We start from the raw sequence: 18,638 nt of genomic DNA on the forward strand, positions 1-18,638 counted from the left end.
TCGGGTCTCCCGGCCGGGGCGGCATGACAATCCCAGACAAAGCTCAGTTCAGACGAAGCCCAGCTCCCGAACCGACGCACGCTCCTGCTCCAATTCGCTGACGGACAGGTCGATCCGTTCGCGTGAGAAATCGTCGATCGCGAGGTCCGGAACGATAGCGAATTCGCCATTGGCACAGGTCACCGGGAAGGAGGAGATCAACCCTTCGGGCACGCCGTAGGAACCGTCCGAACACACGGCCATGGATACCCAGTCGTCCTCGGCCGTCCCGATCACCCAGTCACGGACGTGGTCTATCGACGCACTAGCCGCACTTGCCGCAGAGGACGATCCACGCGCAGCGATGATGGCGGTGCCTCGTACCTGCACAGTCGGGATGAAATCGTTCTCCACCCAGTCGCGGTCGTTGATCACCGCGAGCGCAGGATTACCCGCGACGGTCGCGTGGGACAGGTCCGGGTACTGCGTCGCCGAATGGTTTCCCCAGACGGAAACCTTGCGCACCGACGATGCACGAACGCCGGTCTTCTTCACCACCTGCGCAATCGCTCGGTTGTGGTCGAGACGCGTCAGCGCACTGAACCGAGTATCGGGTACATCCGGCGCGTTGTTCATCGCGATGAGAGCGTTGGTGTTGGCCGGGTTTCCGACGACCAGCACCTTGACGTCCGAGGCTGCGTTGTTGTTGATCGCCTTCCCGTGCGCTGTGAAAATCGCGCCGTTCGCGCTCAGTAAGTCGGCGCGCTCCATCCCCTTGCTCCGCGGACGTGCACCGACCAGCATCCCGACGTTGGCGCCCAAGAAGGCGACATCTGGATCGTCGGTGATGTCGATGGAACTCAGCAAGGGAAAGGCGCCGTCTTCGAGTTCCATCGCAACGCCTTCGGCAGCGGACACAGCGGCAGGAATCTCGAGCAGTCGAAGTTTGATCGGGACGTCCGCGCCGAGCATCTCCCCCGCAGCAATGCGGAAAAGCATTCCGTATGCGATCTGACCCGACGCTCCAGTTACCGTGACGGTTACGGGCGCAATACTCATTGCCGACTCCTCACCTGCCGTTTTCACGACTGTCCGTTCTACAACGCTGTAAGAACGGTTTCCACGCTAGTCGAGTAATCCGGCCACTTCGTGGTCTGTCAGTGTGGTTCTCGGCACTCGTCCCTCCGCCGTCACGAGTTCGACGGCGCGGTACAGCGGACGCTCGGCCAGTCCGGCGCCGCGGGCTTCGGCACGCAACTGTTCGATCAGCACCGAGGACAACGCGGCAGCCGGCACCAACTCGCTGGCAGCGAGGGCGTCGGCGAGCTTGCGGAGTGCAAGGATCTCCAACTCGCGCCCGCCTCCTGCCGTGTACAGCGCGAGCGGTATCCGCACGGTGGACCGTCCGTCGCCGAGTGTCAGGCTGACCTCGCTGATCCGACCGGATCGCACCGTCAACGCCGCCGTGAGTACCTCGGCCACGTCGACGTCGTTGGTTCGAAAACCAGCTTGCGCACGAACTCTGTTGCCGTACAACGTGATGTGTCGGCGCAGCGTCATCAGGATCGCCAGTGACGTCGGCACCGCGATGACGGCACCGACGATCACTCCAACGGTCGCCGTCGAGAACACACTGACGATCAACCCGACAACCACACCGAACACCACGACAACAACGGCGAACTTCTTCAGCCGCGGCGCGATCAACGCCACGGGAACCAGATCGAGCGAAACCGGTTCGGCCTCAGTGCTCAACGAGATCCCCGAGCTTGTCGACAACCTGGTCGAGCGCCACTGTCTCCTGCTCACCTGTTGCCAACTGTTTGACAACGACGACGCCCTCTTCGAGCTCACGCTCGCCGAGAACCAATGCGATTGCGGCACCCGAACGATCAGCTGCTTTCATCGAGCCCTTCACGCCACGGTTTCCGTACGCCAGGTCGACACGAATTCCGTTGGCACGCAACTGATGTGCGATCTTCACCAGTGCCGCCTTCGCCTCGGCGCCCATCGGTACACAGAAGACGTCGACACGTGCCGGTGGCGCAACGGACTTACCCTCGGCCTCGAGCGCGAGAACCGTGCGGTCGACGCCGATTCCGAACCCGATCCCCGAGAGCGGCTGTCCGCCCAGTTGTTCCATCAGACCGTCGTAACGACCACCGCCGCCGATTCCGGACTGCGCGCCCAGTCCGTCGTGCACGAATTCGAAGGTCGTCTTGGTGTAGTAATCGAGGCCGCGAACCATGCGCGGGTTGACGACATAGGGAACGCCCAAGGCGTCGAGGTGCGCGAGCACCTCGTCGAAGTGAGCCTTGCAACTCTCCGACAGGTGATCGAGCATGAGCGGTGCGCCGGCTGTCATCTCGCGTACATCTGGGCGCTTGTCGTCGAGCACCCGAAGCGGGTTGATCTCGGCGCGTCGACGCGTGTCTTCGTCGAGCGGGAGTGCAAAGAGAAACTCCTGCAGCAGTTCGCGGTACTGCGGTCGGCAGGTGTCGTCGCCGAGAGAGGTGATTTCGAGGCGGAAGCCGTCGAGCCCCAACGACCGGAATCCGGCGTCGGCGATCGCGATGACCTCAGCGTCGAGTGCGGGGTCGTCGATCCCGATGGCCTCGACGCCGACCTGCTGCAACTGACGGTAGCGACCGGCCTGCGGGCGCTCGTAGCGGAAGAACGGGCCCGCGTAGCTGACCTTTACCGGCAACTGTCCACGGTCGAGGCTGTGCTCGATGACGGCACGCATGACGCCGGCAGTTCCCTCGGGACGCAACGTCACCGAACGATCGCCACGGTCGGCGAACGTGTACATCTCCTTGCTGACGACGTCGGTGGACTCGCCGACGCCGCGCGCGAACAGGCCGGTGTCTTCGAATATCGGCAACTCGATGTGGCCGTACCCGGCCAACCTGGCGGCGCGCGTCAAACCGTCACGAACGGCGACGAATTCGGCTGACTGCGGCGGAACGTAGTCCGGAATGCCTTTGGGTGCAGAAAAGGTGCTGACTTTACTCACGAGAGGTACTTTTCCTTATTCTTGTGCGCTGAGTCCAACGAGAAACGGGTTCGAGCTTCGCTCGGCGCCGATCGAACTGTTGCCGCCGTGCCCGGGCAGGAGCACTGTCTCGTCACCGAGTCCCAGTAGCTTGCGGGCGATCGAGGCGAGCAACTGCTCGTGATTTCCACCGGGCAGGTCGCTGCGCCCGATGGAACCCTGGAACAGGGTGTCACCGGTGAACGCCAAGTCCACGGGTCCGTCCTCGGTGTTCGCCTGGGTTCGGAACACCACGGATCCTTGTGTGTGCCCCGGCGTGTGGTCGACGACGAACGTCATTCCGGCCTCGGTGATCTTGTCGCCGTCGGCCAGTTCGATCACCTCGTCCGGCTCCACGAACGTCATGCCTTGAATGAATTCCTTCATCGTCGGGCCTATCCCCCGTGCCGGATCGCTGAGCATGTAGCGATCCTCGGGATGGATGTACGCGGGTACGGAATATCGCTCACAGACCTCGCGGGCCGACCACACGTGATCGAGATGACCGTGTGTCAGGAGGACCGCGTTGACCGTCATGTCCTTCGAGTCGAGATATTCGAAGAGCGGCTCGGCCGCATCCTGCCCCGGGTCGACGACTACGCATTCGCACGCGTCGACCTGGGCGAGTATGTAGCAGTTGGTTTGGAACATCCCGGCCGGAAAACCAGTGACGAGCACGGGGGCGACTCCTCTTCGAAAGGCGGAAACGAACAACACGGTGTCGGTTACAGCCTAAGCTGCTGCCCCGCCAGTAAGTTCTCAGGTTGCAATGGGAGACTCTGACGACGAGTAGAGCCGCTTGCCGAAGCCGACCCCAGGGTGTCGCTCGGCCGGCCGACCACGATCCACCCGCGATACGGAGGACTACAGCAGTGCCGAGTAACGAGCAACGCCGCGAGGCGGCGAAACGCAAGCTCGAGCGTCAGCTCGAACGTCGCGCAGAACGTGCCCGCAAGCGCAAGCAGATGACGATAGCCGGAACTGCACTCGGCGTTGTTGTCGTAGTCGGTGTCGTCGGCGGCCTCATCTGGTTCAGCAACCGCAGCGACGACGACGCGAACACCACCAACACTGCAGCCGACGACTCGAGCCTCACGCCGCAAACTGCGGGTGCGATGCCGGCCGGTCTGTCGACGCCACTGGCCGACACGGTTTCCTGCTCTTACCCGGCGGACGGTGCTACCGCGTCCAAGGCCAACAACCCGCCTCGTACCGACGGGATTCCCACCACCGCCCCGGACGCGACACCGAGCATCAGCGTCGAGACGTCACAGGGGAACATCGGGCTCACGCTCGACGGAACGAAGTCTCCGTGCACGGTCAACAGCTTCGTGAGTTTGGCGCAGCAGGACTACTTCAACGACACCACATGCCACCGCATGACGACGAGCCCGTCGCTCCAGGTTCTGCAGTGCGGTGATCCCTCCGGCACTGGCTCCGGCGGCCCGGGATACGGATTCGACAACGAGTTCCCCACCACGGCGTACGCCACCACCGACCCGGCGGCGCAAGAGCCCGTCACCTACGCGCGCGGCACGGTTGCGATGGCCAACACCGGGGCGCCCGGTAGCAACGGCAGCCAGTTCTTTCTCGTCTACGGCGACTCGCAGCTTCCGCCGCAGTACACGGTTTTCGGCACGATCGACGAGACCGGTCTCGCCACTTTGGACAAGGTCGCGGCCGGCGGATCGACACCAGAGGGTGACGGCAAGCCAAATCTGACCACCGACATCAAGACAGTAAGGCTCGACTGATGCGACGTAATCCTGTGATGCGCTTTCCTGTAGTTATTGCCGCTGCAAGCGCCGCGGCGCTGCTTCTGGCTGGTTGTTCCAGTGATTCCGGTAGCTCGGACTCCCCGTCCAGTACCTCCAAGGCGAAGACGACAACGGCTGCCATGCCGCCGCTCGACATGTCACAGTTCGAGGCGCTCCCGCCTGTCCCGGCGCCGGCCGCTGCAACCGTCGACTGCTCGTACCCGAGCGCGGCGGGTGCAGCAAAAACCGTCAACCCGCCGAACTCCACGGGTGTGTCCACCGAGGGAACCGTCAACGTCGCGCTCACGACTACGGCCGGCCCGATCGGGATGGAGCTGAACCGGGCAGAAGCCCCCTGCACGGTCAACAGCATCGTGAGTTTGACCGAGCAGAAATTCTTCGACGACACCCCGTGCCATCGACTCTCGACGATGCCGGGTCTGCAGATCCTGCAGTGCGGCGATCCGTCAGGCAAGGGCACCGGTGGACCGGGGTACCAGTTTGCAAACGAGTACCCCACGACCACATACGCTGGGAACGACCCGGCGCTGTCGCTGCCGGTCGTCTACCCCCGTGGCACTCTGGCGATGGCTCATTCGTCCGTACCTGACAGCAACGGCAGCCAGTTCTTCCTCGTCTACGAGGATTCGATGCTGCCGCCTGACTACACGGTTTTCGGCACCATCGACGACGCCGGCCTGGCGACAATCGAGAAGATCGCGGCCGACGGCGACGACGGTGGCATGGGAGCAACCGGCGGCGGTGCACCCAACACGCCGATCACCATCGAGACTGCAGTAGTCGCCTGACCCTGTGCGCCTTTATTAACCGCCCGCGGTTAATAAAGGCGCACAGCAGTTTACGAGGCAGAAGTCACCCGGTAGACGTCGTAGACACCTTCCACGTTACGAACCACGTTGAGCACATGACCCAGGTGCTTCGGGTCACCCATCTCGAAGGTGAACTTGCTGATCGCCACTCGGTCGCCGGACGTGGTGACCGAGGCGGACAGGATGTTCACCTTCTCGTCGGCCAACGCCTTGGTGACGTCGGAAAGCAACCGATGACGATCGAGCGCCTCGATCTGGATCGCGACCAGGAACACCGACGTCGCTGACGGTGCCCATTCGACGTCGATGATTCGCTCCGACTGATCGTGGAGCGAGTTGGCGTTGGTGCAGTCGGTACGGTGCACACTGACTGCTCCGCCGCGCGTGACGAAGCCCAGAATCGAATCGCCCGGAACCGGCGTGCAACACTTCGCAAGTTTTGCCACCGTGCCGGGAGCCCCGGGAACCAGGATTCCGGAGTCACCCGTGCTGCGGGTGCGCACCGGCATGGTCGACGGCGTCGAACGCTCGGCCAGTTCCTCCTCGACGGCGCCGACGCCGCCCAGATGAGCAACCAGGCGCTGCACGACGTGGTGCGCCGACACCTGACTCTCGCCTACAGCCGTGTACAACGCGGAGACGTCGGGATAACGAAGTTCGTGCGCGATGGTGCTCATCGATTCGGCATTCATCAAGCGCTGCAACGGAAGTCCCACACGGCGGACCTCCTTTGCGATCTGGTCCTTACCGGACTCGAGCGCCTCCTCGCGCCGTTCCTTCGCGAACCACTGTCGGATCTTCGCCTTGGCGCGCGGGGAGACGACAAACGTCTGCCAATCGCGACTCGGCCCGGCGGTTGCGGCCTTCGACGTGAAGACCTCCACCACTTCGCCGTTCTCGAGAGTTCGCTCCAGCGCGACCAATCGGCCGTTGACCCTGGCACCGATGCATCGGTGCCCGACCTCGGTGTGCACAGCATATGCAAAATCGACCGGAGTCGATCCGGCAGGCAACGTGATGACGTCACCCTTCGGTGTGAAGACGAAGATCTCCTTGACCGCGAGGTCGTAACGCAGCGATTCGAGGAACTCCCCCGGATCGGCCGCTTCACGTTGCCAATCGAGTAGCTGACGCATCCACGCCATGTCGTCGACCTCGGCGATGTCACCCGCGTGCTTGCCCTTGGTCTCCTTGTACCGCCAGTGCGCGGCAATACCGAACTCCGCGGTCCGGTGCATGTCCTGGGTCCGGATCTGGACCTCCAAGGGCTTGCCTTCCGGTCCCACGACGGTGGTGTGCAGCGACTGGTAGACGCCATAGCGCGGCTGTGCAATGTAGTCCTTGAAGCGACCGGCCATCGGCTGCCACAGCGAGTGGACAACGCCGACCGCGGCGTAACAGTCACGCACTTCTTCGCACAGAATGCGGACGCCGACCAGATCATGGATGTCGTCGAAGTCGCGGCCTTTGACGATCATCTTCTGATAGATCGACCAGTAGTGCTTGGGCCGGCCCTCGACGATGGCGTTGATCCGTGAGGCGGACAGCGTCGAGTTGATCTCGGCCCGAACCTTGGCCAGATAGGTGTCACGAGACGGCGCGCGATCTGCGACAAGTCGAACGATCTCGTCGTACTTCTTCGGGTGAAGGATCGCGAACGAGAGGTCTTCGAGTTCCCATTTGACGGTAGCCATACCGAGTCGATGCGCAAGTGGCGCAATGACTTCGAGAGTCTCCCGTGCCTTGCGCGCCTGCTTTTCGGGCGGCAGGAATCGCATCGTGCGCATGTTGTGCAGACGATCCGCAACCTTGATCACGAGCACGCGCGGATCCCGCGCCATCGCGATGATCATCTTGCGGATGGTTTCGCCCTCGGCTGCGGTGCCCAGAACGACCTTGTCGAGTTTGGTGACGCCGTCGACGAGGTGAGCGACCTCGTCACCGAAGTCCTTGGTCAACTCCTCGAGGGAGTAACCGGTGTCCTCGACGGTGTCGTGTAGAAGGGCTGCGACGAGGGTGGTGGTGTCCATACCCAACTCGGCCAGAATGCTTGCGACGGCCAACGGATGCGTGATGTACGGATCGCCGGACTTGCGCCGCTGGCTCGAATGTCTGTCCTCGGCGACGTCGTACGCACGCTGGAGCAGCGCGAGGTCGGCCTTCGGATACAGCTCACGGTGAAGGCTGACCAACGGCTCGAGCACCGGGCGGATGGTGGCATTGCGCTGACCGGTGATGCGCCGAGCAAGCCGAGCACGCACCCTACGGGAGGCGGAGGCGGGCACGGCCAGGTTCTGCCCACCCCGATTGCCGGTAGTTTGCGCAGATCCCGAATCGTCGGGCACCGCGGACTTCGATGGTGTCGTCTCCGGAGACGGAACTGCATCCGTCTCCTGCGACACTGCACCCGAGTTCTGTGATCGATCAAGATTCGACGTCATGTCGCCACCTCCTACCACCGAGTTGGATGAGGCAACCGCCCTGCATCGGGTAATTGCCCTGGAGGTCTAACTCGACCCCCAGGAGACAACTTTAATACTCAGACCTTCACCAGGGATGTCAGTGGGTACTTCAAGAAGCGATCTCGACCGCGCAATTCCTCGATCTCGAGCACCACTGCGACGCCGACGACGTTCGCTCCACCCAACTCAACCAACTGTACAGCCGCCTCGAGTGTCCCTCCGGTAGCCAGAACGTCGTCGATCACGAGAACATTCCGCCCGGCGAGATCGAAGCCGTTCGCCGGGATCTCGAGAGTCGACGATCCGTACTCGAGGCTGTACGAGCGAGAGAGCACCGGCGGCGGCAGTTTGCCGACCTTACGCACGGCCACCACCCCAGCGCCCATCTTCGCTGCTGCGCCGGCACCGAGCAGGAATCCGCGGGCATCGACGGCTGCGATCGTGTCGGCGTCCGGGGCACAGGCGACAAGGGCGTCGAGCACGGCGCCGAACCCCTCTGCGTCGGCGAACACCGGAGTCAGATCGGCGAACCGCACTCCAGGGCCAGGGAAGTTGTCTGCCCAGCGGGTCAGCCGAACAACAGCGTCTCCGGCGGCCCGGTGGATTGCGATCAATTCTTCAGGCGTGTGCAAGGCAACGCCATTCGAGACGGTCATCTGCGTAGTACCCATCTGTCCATGTTCCAGCCGGTAGCGGCCCGAGTCGGATTGACCAAGACTGCCGACATGCCTGGAGCTACAGCGACAGTTCGTAGTTGATTGAACAGTGGAATCGTAGGCACCTGAGTCCAGAGGATGTTCTCCGCCTCCACCGAGAGTCCCAATTGCGCACTCGTGCTCGCATCCACGTTCAGCTGATCGATGATCTGATCGATCCTCGCGTTTCCGTAATTGCCGAGGTTTGCACCGTTGCCCGATCGCAACGCTCCGCGCGCGTCGATCATGCTCGCTGTTCCGCCCGCCCCGACTTTGCCGGCCACGCCGGAAAGCACAGCGTCGACGCCCCCGGACTGCAGACTCGTAGGATCGAAGCTGTCGCTGCTCGCGTCCTCGATCGTGATTCCCGCCGGAGCGCACGCTGCTTTTGCTTCGGAGACGATCTGCGCCCGCACCGGGTCCGGCGCCAGGTAGCCGACTCGGACGGTCAACTGTTCGAGGTCAGCTTCCGACAACGAGGTCTTCGCAGCCTCGACGTCGGAATTGGCGTACCGATCACCGTCAACCGCAGCGGCGTCGCTGTAGACCAGTGAATCCGGCGCCATCAATCGCGAATCGACCACGCCGGAGCCCAGACCGGCCTGCGGCGCGTTCTCCGTCTGACCGAACTTCTCGAACAACGCTGTCCGCGGAACACAATGCGCGAACGCTCGCCGCGCGGCTTCGTCGCCCAGAGAACCCGACGTCGCGAGAACGAACTGCTCGATCGACCGCGACGGAATCTGTTGGACGTCGAAACCGGACGGAGTACCGAGCTCGCCGGCAGACCCGGAGGCGACGTCGACGACCTCGATCGAGCTCTTGTCGAGATCCTCGTTCAGATTCACACCACGTGGCCAAACGACGATGCGATCGGTGGCCGGCAGGTTACCCCACCACCGCTCGTTCGCGACCAGCACCAGACCGTCGTCGGCACTGTACGAGTCGATTCGATACGGTCCGGCGGAAGGCAGTACCGAAGTGTCCACCTGACCTGGAGTCAGGTTCCACCCGGTGTTCCAGAAGTCCGCGATCTTCGACAATGCTTCGGTGTCACCGGCATTCACCGCGCTCACCACGTCGCTGACACCCGTGCGCTGCGTCACGATGTGTGAAGGCATCAACGCAGTCGCACCGAACAACGACCGCCAATCGGTGAACGATCGCCCGGGTTTGAAGAACACCGTCGCATCCTTCGACCCGCTCTGGCAGTCGATCCGGTCGATGTCCGCGTAACCGAGATTGTTCGCCGTGTCGAACATGGGCTTCACGGAACCGTCGACATCTTTGGTGAACGTGCCACTCGACGCCGCCCATGTGAGGACGAGATCGTCACAGGACATCGGAATCCCGTCGGAGTACACGGAAGCCGGGTTGAGCTTGTACGAGACGGTGAGCACGTCACCGGGCAACTCCGACGCCGTTCCGATGTCGGTGTCCGACACGGGCGCCCCCGCCGGACCGGTGAACGTGAAACCGGGAAGCACCCGGCCGAACGCGGCCATCGCTCCGGACACCGACCCAGCTGTCGTGTTGGCGTTGTACGTGGTGATGGAGTTGTCGATGGCGTATCCGATGGACGGAACCTGCTCGGCGCTTTCCGAGCAGGCCGCCAACGAACCCGCAGCCACCGCGGTGGCTGCAACGAACGTCATCGATCGAACCAGTGTGCGTGTTCTTGGGAGCATGTTCAGTGCCCCTTCTTGTTTCGCTTTCCGGTCGGCCGCGCACCCGGCTGCGGAGCAACCGGCGCACGGCGTGCAACTGGTGCGCCGACGGCAACCGCCTGCGTACCCTTCTCGGCCAGCGTAGCCCGGCGGGCGAGCACCTTACGAGTGTGCGCGGCGACGGGTCCCCAGCGTTCCTTCATCGAAACCAGGAGCGGCGTCGCGAAGAAGATCGAGGAGTACGCACCCACGATGATTCCAACGAGCTGAACGAGCGCAAGGTCCTTGAGTGTGCCGACGCCGAGCATCCAGACCGCGACCACCATCAGTGCGATCACGGGAAGCACACTGATGACGGTCGTGTTGATCGAACGCATCAAGGTCTGATTCACCGCGAGGTTGGCCTGCTCGCCGTACGTCCGGCGCGTCAGGTGCAGAACACCGCGGGTGTTCTCTTCGACCTTGTCGAACACGACCACCGTGTCGTACAGCGAGAAGCCGAGAATGGTGAGCAAACCGATCACCGTCGCGGGCGACACCTCGAAACCGACGAGCGAGTAGACGCCGGCGGTGACGATGATGTCGAAGAACAACGCGACGATCGCGGCTACCGCCATGTCTCTCTCGAAGCGGACTGCGATGTAGATACTCACGATCACCAGGAACACGATCAGCGCGATCAGCGCCTTCTTGGTGATCTGACCGCCCCAGGTTTCACTCACGTCCGCGAAACTGATGGCTTGCGCCGACGGGTTCCCGTCCTTGTCCTTGGGCTGGAACTCGTCGAAGAGGGCCGACTGCAGTTCGTTGATCTGCGTCGCGTTCAGCGTCTCCGACCGAATCTGCACGGTAGCACTGGCGCCCGAGCCGACCGTCTGCACGGTTACCGGCTCGAATCCGAGCGTGTCTGAGTAGACGGTTTCGACCGCCGACGTCTCGACTCCACCCTCGGCCGGGAACTGAATGCGCGATCCACCCTCGAAATCGATACCGAAGGTGAACCCGCGCAGGATGATGCTCAGCAGCGCGATCGCGACCAGAGCGCCGGTCAGTCCGTAGTAGAAGCGACGCTTGCCGACGACCTCGAACGCACCCGTTCCGGTGTACAGCCGTGAGAGCCAGCTGTGCTTGGGCATCGCGCCTTGATCGACGCCTGAGTCGGTGATCTCCGAGCGGGCGGCGTCTGCGGTCTCGGCCGAGGAATTGTTGGAAGGCCCCACCGGGGAGTTGTTGGACTCGCTCATGCTCGTGTCTCCTTAGCCGACGCAGCGGCGGCAACCTTACGTTCGCGGGCAACCTCTTGCACTGCGCCGAGACCGTTGACCCTGGGCTTGGACCAGAACGCCGAACGGGACGCCATGCTGACCAGTGGCCACGTCACGAGGAACACGACAATCACGTCGAGGATGGTGGTCAGGCCCAAGGTGAAGGCGAAGCCTCGCACCTGGCCGACCGCCAGCACGTACAGAACTGCAGCGGCGATGAAGCTGACCGCGTTGCCGGAAAGAATGGTCCGACGCGCTCGCGCCCAACCGCGTGGCACCGCCGAGCGGAAGCTACGGCCCTCACGCATTTCGTCCTTGATGCGTTCGAAGAACACGACGAACGAGTCGGCGGTCATACCGATACCGATGATCAGACCTGCCATACCGGCCAAGTCGAGTGTGAAGCCGATGTATCTACCGAGCAGAACCATGATTGCGTAAACCATGACTCCCGAGAGAATCAGCGACAACGCAGTCAGGACGCCGAGCATGCGGTAGTAGACCAGGCAGTACAGCAGAACGAGCACAAGACCCACCGCGCCGGCGATCAGTGCCGCCTGCAGTGACGCCAGGCCGAGCGTGGCCGAGACCGTCTCGGCTTCCGAGGCCGCGAACGACAGCGGAAGCGAACCGTACTTGAGCGTGTTGGCCAATTCCTTGGCACTGTCAGCGGTGAAGCTGCCGGTGATCGAGGTGGCGCTGCCCGCGGGCGTTGCGCCTTGAATCGTGGGAGCGCTGACGACCTTCGAGTCGAGCGTGAACGCTGCCTGCTTGCCAATGTTGGCTGAGGTGAACGCGGCCCAGGTGTTGCTGCCCGTCGTCTTGAACGAGAGGCTGATCTCGTGACGCGACTGCTGTGAGTTGAAGACCGACGAGGCGTCGGCGATCTCCTGGCCGTCGATGATCGAGGGACCGAGGAGATAGATGTTCAGTCCGTCTTGCGAGCACGCGACCAGCGGCAGCGTGGGGTCGTCGTTTCCACGAAGCGGATCTGCGACGGAGCAGTCGAGGTTCGCCACTGCTTGCTGCTGCACGGTCGGATCGGTGCTCTGTCGGAGGGCGCGCGCTGCGGCGATTTCCGCTGCTGCTGCGTCGCCTTCGTCGGTGCCGTCACTCGATGCGTCCCCGCTGGGAGCCGGCGTTGTCGTCTCCGGCGCCGGAGTTGTTTCCGAAGTGGTCGGGTCCTGAGCCAGGAACGGACGATTCTGCGGAGTCTGGGTCCCGTCGGCGGGTGCCTCGGGGGCCGGAGCATCAGTGGCCGGAGTTTCGGCCGCCGGCGCCTCAGGGGTAGCTGTCCGACTCGCGTCACGGGTGGCGACATCGATCGAACCGGTCACCGGCCGGATGTAGAGGCGGGCGGTCTGACCGAGCGAGCGAGCCTGTGCGCTGTCGTCGCCGGGAACCGTGATGACGAGGTTGTCACCGTCGATGACGACCTCGGAGCCGGAAACGCCGAGACCATTGACGCGGGTCTCGATGATCTCCTGCGCCTGCTTGAGACTGTCCTGACTCGGAGCACTGCCGTCCGGGGTACGAGCGGTCAACGTGACCCGCGTTCCACCCTGCAGGTCGATGCCGAGTTTCGGCGTGGCCGACTTGTCTCCAGTGAAGAACACCAGGGCATACAGTGCCACCACCAAGACCCCGAAAAGGGCCAGGTAGCGGACCGGATGCACCGTTCCGGTGGAAGGTGCCACGATCTTTAAGTCTCCTCAGTAGGTGCAGAGCTTCAGTAAGTGCACGGCTCGGGTGGTCGACGACCACCCGAGCTGCGGCGTTCGAACTGCAACGATTGATCAACGGGGTGAACTGAGCTGCTGGTGAAAGAACGGACAAACCGATCTGGACGTGTGTCCGAGTTCACAACTCTAGAACACGTACCAGGTCGACGAAGTCAGGACTCCTTGGTGAGCCGGATTTCGGTGTCGGTAGCAGACTCTTCGATCTCGGAAATCGAGTCGTCGTCGTACTCGTCGGTCTCGGTCGTCTCGACGACGCGCTCACGGATGACCAGACGAGACCAGGTGGTGATGACACCGTCGGCGATCTCGAGGTCCACGGTGTCGTCGCCTAGAGAAGCGATCGTGGCGTAGAGCCCGGCTGTGGTCTGCACCCGATCGCCGACCTGCAGCGAGTCCTGCATCTCGGAAGTGGCAGCCAAAGCCTTCTTCTGCTTGCGCATGCCCAGGAACATGGGCACCAGCAGTGCGAGGATCAAGAGTGGGAAAAGCAAACTCGACATGTGTTGATCAACCTCGGTTGTGTTGCACGTTTTACGCCGCGATGGTCCCGGATGGACCTACGCAATACACCAGTGTGCCATTAGTTGCTGAGGATTCCTGACAGATCGGCCGTTCAAGTAGGCCTTTCCAGTCGAAATTCACTCTCTGTTCGGATCGAACAACATGGCCTGCGGTTCGTTGACACGAACCTCGATACCGCCCGCGGCGGCATCCGGCGGCGGTGTCATTCCGAGTTGAGTCCAGGCAGCGGCGGTAGCCACACGTCCTCGCGGCGTCCGGGCGATCATCCCGGCACGGACCAGGAACGGCTCACACACTTCTTCCACCGTCGACGGTTCCTCGCCCACGGCCACAGCCAGCGTCGACACGCCGACGGGCCCGCCGCCGAACGACCGCACCAACGCACTCAGAACGGATCGGTCGAGTCGGTCCAAGCCCAACTGGTCCACGTCGTAGACAGCCAAGGCGGCCTGAGCGACGTCCATGGTGACGATTCCGTCGGCACGAACCTCCGCGAAGTCGCGAACCCGTCGCAGCAATCGGTTCGCGATACGCGGCGTCCCCCGCGAGCGTCTCGCGATTTCGGCGCCGGCGTCAACTTCGAGATTGACTCCCAGAATTCCCGCCGAGCGCATCAGAATCTGTTGCAACTCTTCGGGTTCGTAGAAATCCATGTGCGCGGTGAACCCGAAGCGGTCACGCAACGGACCGGTAAGGGCACCGGATCGGGTTGTCGCACCGACCAGCGTGAATGGTGCGACCTCCAGAGGAATCGACGTGGCGCCGGGCCCCTTACCGACGACGACGTCGACGCGGAAGTCCTCCATCGCGAGGTACAACATCTCCTCGGCCGGACGAGCGATTCGGTGAATCTCGTCGATGAACAACACGTCGCCCTCGACGAGATTGCTCAGCATCGCCGCCAAGTCCCCGGCGCGTTCGAGCGCCGGCCCGGACGTCAGCCGCAGGGAGGAGCCCAACTCCCCCGCGATGATCATCGCCATCGACGTCTTACCGAGTCCGGGCGGACCGGACATCAGGATGTGGTCAGGCGTGCTGCCACGAAGTTTTGCGCCGGTGAGCACGAGCTGCAATTGCTCGCGGACTCGGGGTTGACCGATGAAGTCGTCGAGACTCTTGGGGCGCAAACTCGCTTCGACGTCGCCGTCTCCTGCCACCAATTCGGCAGAGACCTGCGATTCGTCGTCGAAATCGTCGATCGGATCGAAGTTCATCGAGTCTTACCGAGCAGCGACAGAGCAGAACGCAGTGCTACCGATGTAGTGGCCTCGGGCGATTCCGCCAGAACCGAATCCGTGGCCTGCTCGGCCTGCTTGATCGGGAAACCCAATCCTTCGAGAGCTTCGACGATCTGATCACGGATCGAACTGCCGACGACGACACCGGAAGCCGCGCCGGCCGTCGTAGCGACGGCGTCCACTTTGTCGCGCAATTCGACGACCATGCGCTCAGCACCACGTTTGCCGATGCCGGGGACCCTCGTCAACGCCGTCAGGTTGCCTTCCGACAGTGCACGCCGTAGTGCGTCGGGTTCGAGAACTGCGAGAGTTGCCATCGCCAGGCGCGGTCCGACTCCGGAAACCGTCTGCAGGAGGCTGAACAGGTCCTTCGACTCTGTATCGGAAAAGCCGTACAGCGTCATCGAATCTTCGCGAACGATCATCGTCGTGAACAGGCGCGCTTCACTTCCGCGATGGAGCGCACCGAGCGTCACGGGGGTGGCATTGACCCGATAGCCGACACCTGACGCTTCGATGACCGCGTGGTCGAGCGCAATATCGAGTACCTCGCCGCGTACCGACGCGATCATCGTGAACCTGCCTTCTTCATGTCGGCCAATTTTGCCTGATACTTACGCATTTGTTCGGCGGCCATCGCCTCGGCGCGGGCCATTCGCTCGATCATCGGTGCTCGCCAGCAGTGACAGATCGCGAGCGCCAGAGCGTCAGCGGCGTCAGCCGGTTTCGGCGCCGTCTTCAAGTTCAGGATTCGCGTCACCATCGCGGTGACCTGCGCCTTGTCTGCGTTACCGCTGCCGGTAACGGCGGCCTTCACCTCGCTGGGCGTGTGGAAACACACCGGGATGCCGCGTCTGGCGGCAGCGAGCGCGACAACTCCGCCTGCTTGCGCCGTCCCCATCGCCGTACTGACGTTGTGCTGCGCGAATACGCGCTCGATCGCGACGACCTCCGGCTTGTACTGCTCGATCCACAGTTCAGCCGCATCGGAGATCCGCAGTAGCCGAGACCCGAGGTCCATCTCGGGCGGGGTCCGCACCACGTCGACAGCAATCGGGCGCACTTTCCTGCCGTTGCTCCCGTCGACCACACCCAACCCGCAGCGAGTCAAGCCTGGGTCCACTCCGAGCACGCGCACTTTGTCACACCTCTCCATACCGAACAGCTGTTCGATAGCTTAGCGGTGCGCGGGCCTACTACCCCGCATCAACACGCAACCGGCCGAGACGCGGACGTCAGGGCCGGGTTGAGTTGAAAAGCAATCAGTCTTCGAGAGCCGCGAGAACCTCGTCGGACAGATCGATGTTGGTGTAGACGTTCTGCACGTCGTCAGAATCTTCGAGCGCGTCGACGAGCTTGAAGATCTTGCGTGCGCCGTCGACATCCAAGGGAACCTCGACGGAAGCGCGGAAATCGGCTTCGGCGGAGTCGTAGTCGATGCCGGCTTCCTGGAGTGCCGAACGTACGGCAACCAGATCCTGTGGCTCACTGACGATTTCGAAGGTTTCACCGAGATCGGTGACCTCTTCGGCACCGGCGTCGAGCACAGCCATCAGGACGTCGTCCTCCGACTGGCCGTTCTTCTCCAGTGTGACGACGCCCTTGCGAGCGAACAGGTAGGAGACCGAACCCGGGTCAGCGAGGTTGCCACCGTTGCGGGTCATCGCGGTGCGAACTTCACCGGCTGCGCGGTTACGGTTGTCGGTGAGGCACTCGATCAGAACGGCGACGCCGTTGGGTCCGTAGCCCTCGTACATGATGGTCTGCCAGTCTGCGCCGCCCGCTTCTTCACCGGCGCCGCGCTTGCGCGCACGCTCGATGTTGTCGTTGGGAACTGACGTCTTCTTCGCCTTCTGGATGGCGTCGAACAAGGTGGGGTTGCCCGTGGGATCGCCACCGCCGGTTCGTGCCGCCACCTCGATGTTCTTGATCAGCTTCGCGAAGGATTTGCCACGACGTGCGTCGATCACAGCCTTCTTGTGCTTGGTGGTGGCCCATTTTGAGTGGCCGCTCATGCGATTCAAGCCCCTTTCCTGCTGCGTTGCGCACGCCGAATGCGCGTCTTTCAGCTCTGCCGATGTTACCCGTCCCACGTCACAACTCGCTGCATCCCCCGACACGAATTGACCAAACACCGCATTGTTCGCATAGAATGCAAACATGTTGGTCCGAATAGATCACGCCTCCACAACTCCACTCGCGGAACAGATTGCCGCCGGGGTTCGTGGCTCGGTCATCCGCGGCGAAATCGGCCCGGGCGATCGACTGCCGTCCGCTCGCGCTCTCGCCGAGTCGATCGACGTCAATCTCCATACGGTCCTTCGTGCGTACGCAACACTCCGCGACGAAGGCCTGATCGACCTCCGACGCGGACGAGGCGCCGTCATTCGCGCCGAATTCGACTCGGGAAGAACGGCTCTCAACGAATCTGCACGCGAGTTCGTTCGGCAGGCCCGAAATCTGGGACTCGACACCGCGCACATGCTCGACCTCATCAAGGAGACCAGCACACAATGACGACCAGCAAGATCCGACTCTGGACAGCGGCTTCGCTGACTCTGATCCCGACCCTGATCCTGGTTCTCGCGCGCTTCGCGTGGGGCGACCAGCTACCCGAGACCGTCGCGAGCCATTGGTCCGGATCGAACCCGGACGGGTTCAGCACCACGACGACATTCTTCGCCATCGCGCTGGCGCTTTCACTGGTGGCAGGCGTTTTCGCGTGTGTTGTCGCGGCCCGTTCGAGCGCCAACGCGCCCCTGTTTCTCGCCGTCACCTCGATCTCGAGTGCGACGCTGGCGACGATCTGGATCCTGAGCGTCGCCCTGACGATCGACGCCGGAACGCCGGAAGACGCACGTATCGGCTGGTGGATTCTTGCGCCGATCGCTGCGGTACTCGTAGGAGTTCTGGCATACGCGCTGCCTGACCAGCAACGAAACGGCCCGGAGTCGGCACTGCCGACCCCGACGCTCGATACTCCGCTCACGGCCTCCGAACGTGCAGTGTGGGTCGGGCAGGTCCGCAGCATCTGGCCGTGGATCGCTACCGCCGGCCTCGTAGTTCTCGTGATCGCGACTGCCGCGTACTCGGATTGGTGGGTTGCCGTGATCCTGGGTGTGTCCACCCTCGCCGTCACAGCATTCGCCTCGGTCACCGTGCGCGTCGACCGTCACGGTCTCGGCATCAGTTCCTGGGGCGTTCGATGGAAGAAAATCCCCATCTCGAAGGTGAAGTCCGCATCGGTCGATTCGATACGTCCGGCCGAATGGGGTGGATGGGGTTACCGGATCACACCGCGCGGAACGGCCGTCACTCTCCGCTCGGGTGAGGCGATCGTGGTCACTCTCGAGAACGGACGACTGTTCGCCGTGACCGTCGATCACCCGGAAGACGGTGTGAAGCTGATCAATTCGTTGGTTCAGGCTGGTTGATTCACGAACAACG

18 protein-coding genes are annotated in these 18,638 nt (G+C 62.9%); 4 read left to right on the forward strand and 14 right to left on the reverse strand.

Annotation, left to right across the window (positions count from 1 at the left end; translation table 11 throughout):
- Positions 1-48 precede the first annotated feature (48 nt).
- The 4 genes from ACSW29_RS22295 to ACSW29_RS22310 all read right to left on the reverse strand — a co-directional run bounded on the left by ACSW29_RS22295 (position 49) and on the right by ACSW29_RS22310 (position 3,691).
- Complete coding sequence (locus ACSW29_RS22295; protein WP_448278329.1) at positions 49-1,038, reverse strand: malate dehydrogenase; 990 nt, start codon at positions 1,036-1,038, stop codon at positions 49-51.
- A gap of 66 nt (positions 1,039-1,104) precedes the next feature.
- Entirely contained in the window at positions 1,105-1,734 is a 630-nt protein-coding gene (locus ACSW29_RS22300) for a hypothetical protein (protein WP_042919891.1), read from the reverse strand.
- Positions 1,724-2,995 carry a histidine--tRNA ligase gene (gene hisS, locus ACSW29_RS22305; RefSeq protein WP_317828503.1) on the reverse strand — a complete coding sequence of 424 codons (1,272 nt, stop codon included), beginning with the start codon at positions 2,993-2,995 and terminating at the stop codon, positions 1,724-1,726. Before hisS ends, ACSW29_RS22300 begins: the two co-directional genes overlap by 11 nt.
- A 15-nt stretch (positions 2,996-3,010) precedes the next feature.
- Positions 3,011-3,691: an MBL fold metallo-hydrolase gene (locus tag ACSW29_RS22310; protein ID WP_230817260.1), complete on the reverse strand. Its 681-nt coding sequence runs from the start codon at positions 3,689-3,691 to the stop codon at positions 3,011-3,013.
- 194 nt (positions 3,692-3,885) lie between these two features.
- On the opposite strand from ACSW29_RS22310, the gene ACSW29_RS22315 reads away from it, so the two are divergent.
- Both ACSW29_RS22315 and ACSW29_RS22320 read left to right on the forward strand, forming a co-directional pair.
- Positions 3,886-4,767 carry a peptidylprolyl isomerase gene (locus tag ACSW29_RS22315; protein WP_230817259.1) on the forward strand — a complete coding sequence of 294 codons (882 nt, stop codon included), beginning with the start codon at positions 3,886-3,888 and terminating at the stop codon, positions 4,765-4,767.
- Entirely contained in the window at positions 4,767-5,579 is an 813-nt protein-coding gene (locus ACSW29_RS22320) for a peptidylprolyl isomerase (protein ID WP_448278330.1), read from the forward strand. Before ACSW29_RS22315 ends, ACSW29_RS22320 begins: the two co-directional genes overlap by 1 nt.
- Positions 5,580-5,629: 50 nt before the next feature.
- On the opposite strand, the gene ACSW29_RS22325 is transcribed toward ACSW29_RS22320, so the two are convergent.
- The 10 genes from ACSW29_RS22325 to ACSW29_RS22370 form a co-directional block, all read right to left on the reverse strand.
- Positions 5,630-8,041: a RelA/SpoT family protein gene (locus ACSW29_RS22325; protein WP_448278331.1), complete on the reverse strand. Its 2,412-nt coding sequence runs from the start codon at positions 8,039-8,041 to the stop codon at positions 5,630-5,632.
- 98 nt (positions 8,042-8,139) lie between these two features.
- On the reverse strand, positions 8,140-8,718 hold the full coding sequence (locus ACSW29_RS22330) for an adenine phosphoribosyltransferase (RefSeq protein WP_269068758.1): 579 nt from the start codon (positions 8,716-8,718) through the stop codon (positions 8,140-8,142).
- Positions 8,715-10,445, reverse strand: coding sequence for an ABC transporter substrate-binding protein (locus ACSW29_RS22335; RefSeq protein ID WP_448278332.1), 1,731 nt, complete (start codon positions 10,443-10,445; stop codon positions 8,715-8,717). Before ACSW29_RS22335 ends, ACSW29_RS22330 begins: the two co-directional genes overlap by 4 nt.
- 2 nt (positions 10,446-10,447) lie before the next feature.
- Positions 10,448-11,668 (reverse strand): protein translocase subunit SecF, encoded by a 1,221-nt coding sequence (secF, locus tag ACSW29_RS22340; protein WP_448278333.1) that lies wholly within the window; start codon positions 11,666-11,668, stop codon positions 10,448-10,450.
- Complete coding sequence (gene secD, locus ACSW29_RS22345; RefSeq protein WP_347872665.1) at positions 11,665-13,386, reverse strand: protein translocase subunit SecD; 1,722 nt, start codon at positions 13,384-13,386, stop codon at positions 11,665-11,667. Before secD ends, secF begins: the two co-directional genes overlap by 4 nt.
- A 197-nt stretch (positions 13,387-13,583) precedes the next feature.
- Positions 13,584-13,931, reverse strand: a complete 348-nt coding sequence (gene yajC / locus ACSW29_RS22350; protein ID WP_230817254.1) for a preprotein translocase subunit YajC — start codon at positions 13,929-13,931, stop codon at positions 13,584-13,586.
- Between the two features lie 138 nt (positions 13,932-14,069).
- Positions 14,070-15,167: a Holliday junction branch migration DNA helicase RuvB gene (ruvB, locus tag ACSW29_RS22355; protein ID WP_230817253.1), complete on the reverse strand. Its 1,098-nt coding sequence runs from the start codon at positions 15,165-15,167 to the stop codon at positions 14,070-14,072.
- Positions 15,164-15,763, reverse strand: coding sequence for a Holliday junction branch migration protein RuvA (ruvA, locus tag ACSW29_RS22360; protein WP_007732953.1), 600 nt, complete (start codon positions 15,761-15,763; stop codon positions 15,164-15,166). The genes ruvB and ruvA overlap by 4 nt, the downstream gene beginning before the upstream one ends.
- Entirely contained in the window at positions 15,760-16,329 is a 570-nt protein-coding gene (gene ruvC, locus ACSW29_RS22365) for a crossover junction endodeoxyribonuclease RuvC (protein ID WP_230817252.1), read from the reverse strand. Before ruvC ends, ruvA begins: the two co-directional genes overlap by 4 nt.
- A gap of 124 nt (positions 16,330-16,453) precedes the next feature.
- Positions 16,454-17,206 (reverse strand): YebC/PmpR family DNA-binding transcriptional regulator, encoded by a 753-nt coding sequence (locus ACSW29_RS22370; protein ID WP_230817251.1) that lies wholly within the window; start codon positions 17,204-17,206, stop codon positions 16,454-16,456.
- Positions 17,207-17,351: 145 nt separating this feature from the next.
- Here ACSW29_RS22370 and ACSW29_RS22375 point away from each other — a divergent pair, with 145 nt between their 5' ends.
- Together ACSW29_RS22375 and ACSW29_RS22380 are read left to right on the forward strand one after the other, a co-directional pair.
- A complete protein-coding gene (locus ACSW29_RS22375; protein WP_003943322.1) occupies positions 17,352-17,708 on the forward strand; it encodes a GntR family transcriptional regulator in 357 nt (118 codons plus the stop codon).
- Positions 17,705-18,625 (forward strand): hypothetical protein, encoded by a 921-nt coding sequence (locus tag ACSW29_RS22380; RefSeq protein ID WP_448278334.1) that lies wholly within the window; start codon positions 17,705-17,707, stop codon positions 18,623-18,625. Before ACSW29_RS22375 ends, ACSW29_RS22380 begins: the two co-directional genes overlap by 4 nt.
- The last annotated feature ends 13 nt before the right edge of the window (positions 18,626-18,638 follow it).

The organism is Rhodococcus sp. GB-02 (genome assembly GCF_053470465.1).

Coding starts and splice junctions, on each gene's coding strand:
- ACSW29_RS22295 (WP_448278329.1), bottom strand. CDS start 1,038: ATGAGTATTGCGCCCGTAACCGTCACGGTAACTGGAGCGTCGGGTCAG.
- ACSW29_RS22320 (WP_448278330.1), top strand. CDS start 4,767: ATGCGACGTAATCCTGTGATGCGCTTTCCTGTAGTTATTGCCGCTGCA.
- ACSW29_RS22325 (WP_448278331.1), bottom strand. CDS start 8,041: ATGACGTCGAATCTTGATCGATCACAGAACTCGGGTGCAGTGTCGCAG.
- ACSW29_RS22330 (WP_269068758.1), bottom strand. CDS start 8,718: ATGACCGTCTCGAATGGCGTTGCCTTGCACACGCCTGAAGAATTGATC.
- ACSW29_RS22335 (WP_448278332.1), bottom strand. CDS start 10,445: ATGCTCCCAAGAACACGCACACTGGTTCGATCGATGACGTTCGTTGCA.
- secF (WP_448278333.1), bottom strand. CDS start 11,668: ATGAGCGAGTCCAACAACTCCCCGGTGGGGCCTTCCAACAATTCCTCG.
- yajC (WP_230817254.1), bottom strand. CDS start 13,931: ATGTCGAGTTTGCTTTTCCCACTCTTGATCCTCGCACTGCTGGTGCCC.
- ruvB (WP_230817253.1), bottom strand. CDS start 15,167: ATGAACTTCGATCCGATCGACGATTTCGACGACGAATCGCAGGTCTCT.
- ruvA (WP_007732953.1), bottom strand. CDS start 15,763: ATGATCGCGTCGGTACGCGGCGAGGTACTCGATATTGCGCTCGACCAC.
- ACSW29_RS22370 (WP_230817251.1), bottom strand. CDS start 17,206: ATGAGCGGCCACTCAAAATGGGCCACCACCAAGCACAAGAAGGCTGTG.
- ACSW29_RS22375 (WP_003943322.1), top strand. CDS start 17,352: ATGTTGGTCCGAATAGATCACGCCTCCACAACTCCACTCGCGGAACAG.
- ACSW29_RS22380 (WP_448278334.1), top strand. CDS start 17,705: ATGACGACCAGCAAGATCCGACTCTGGACAGCGGCTTCGCTGACTCTG.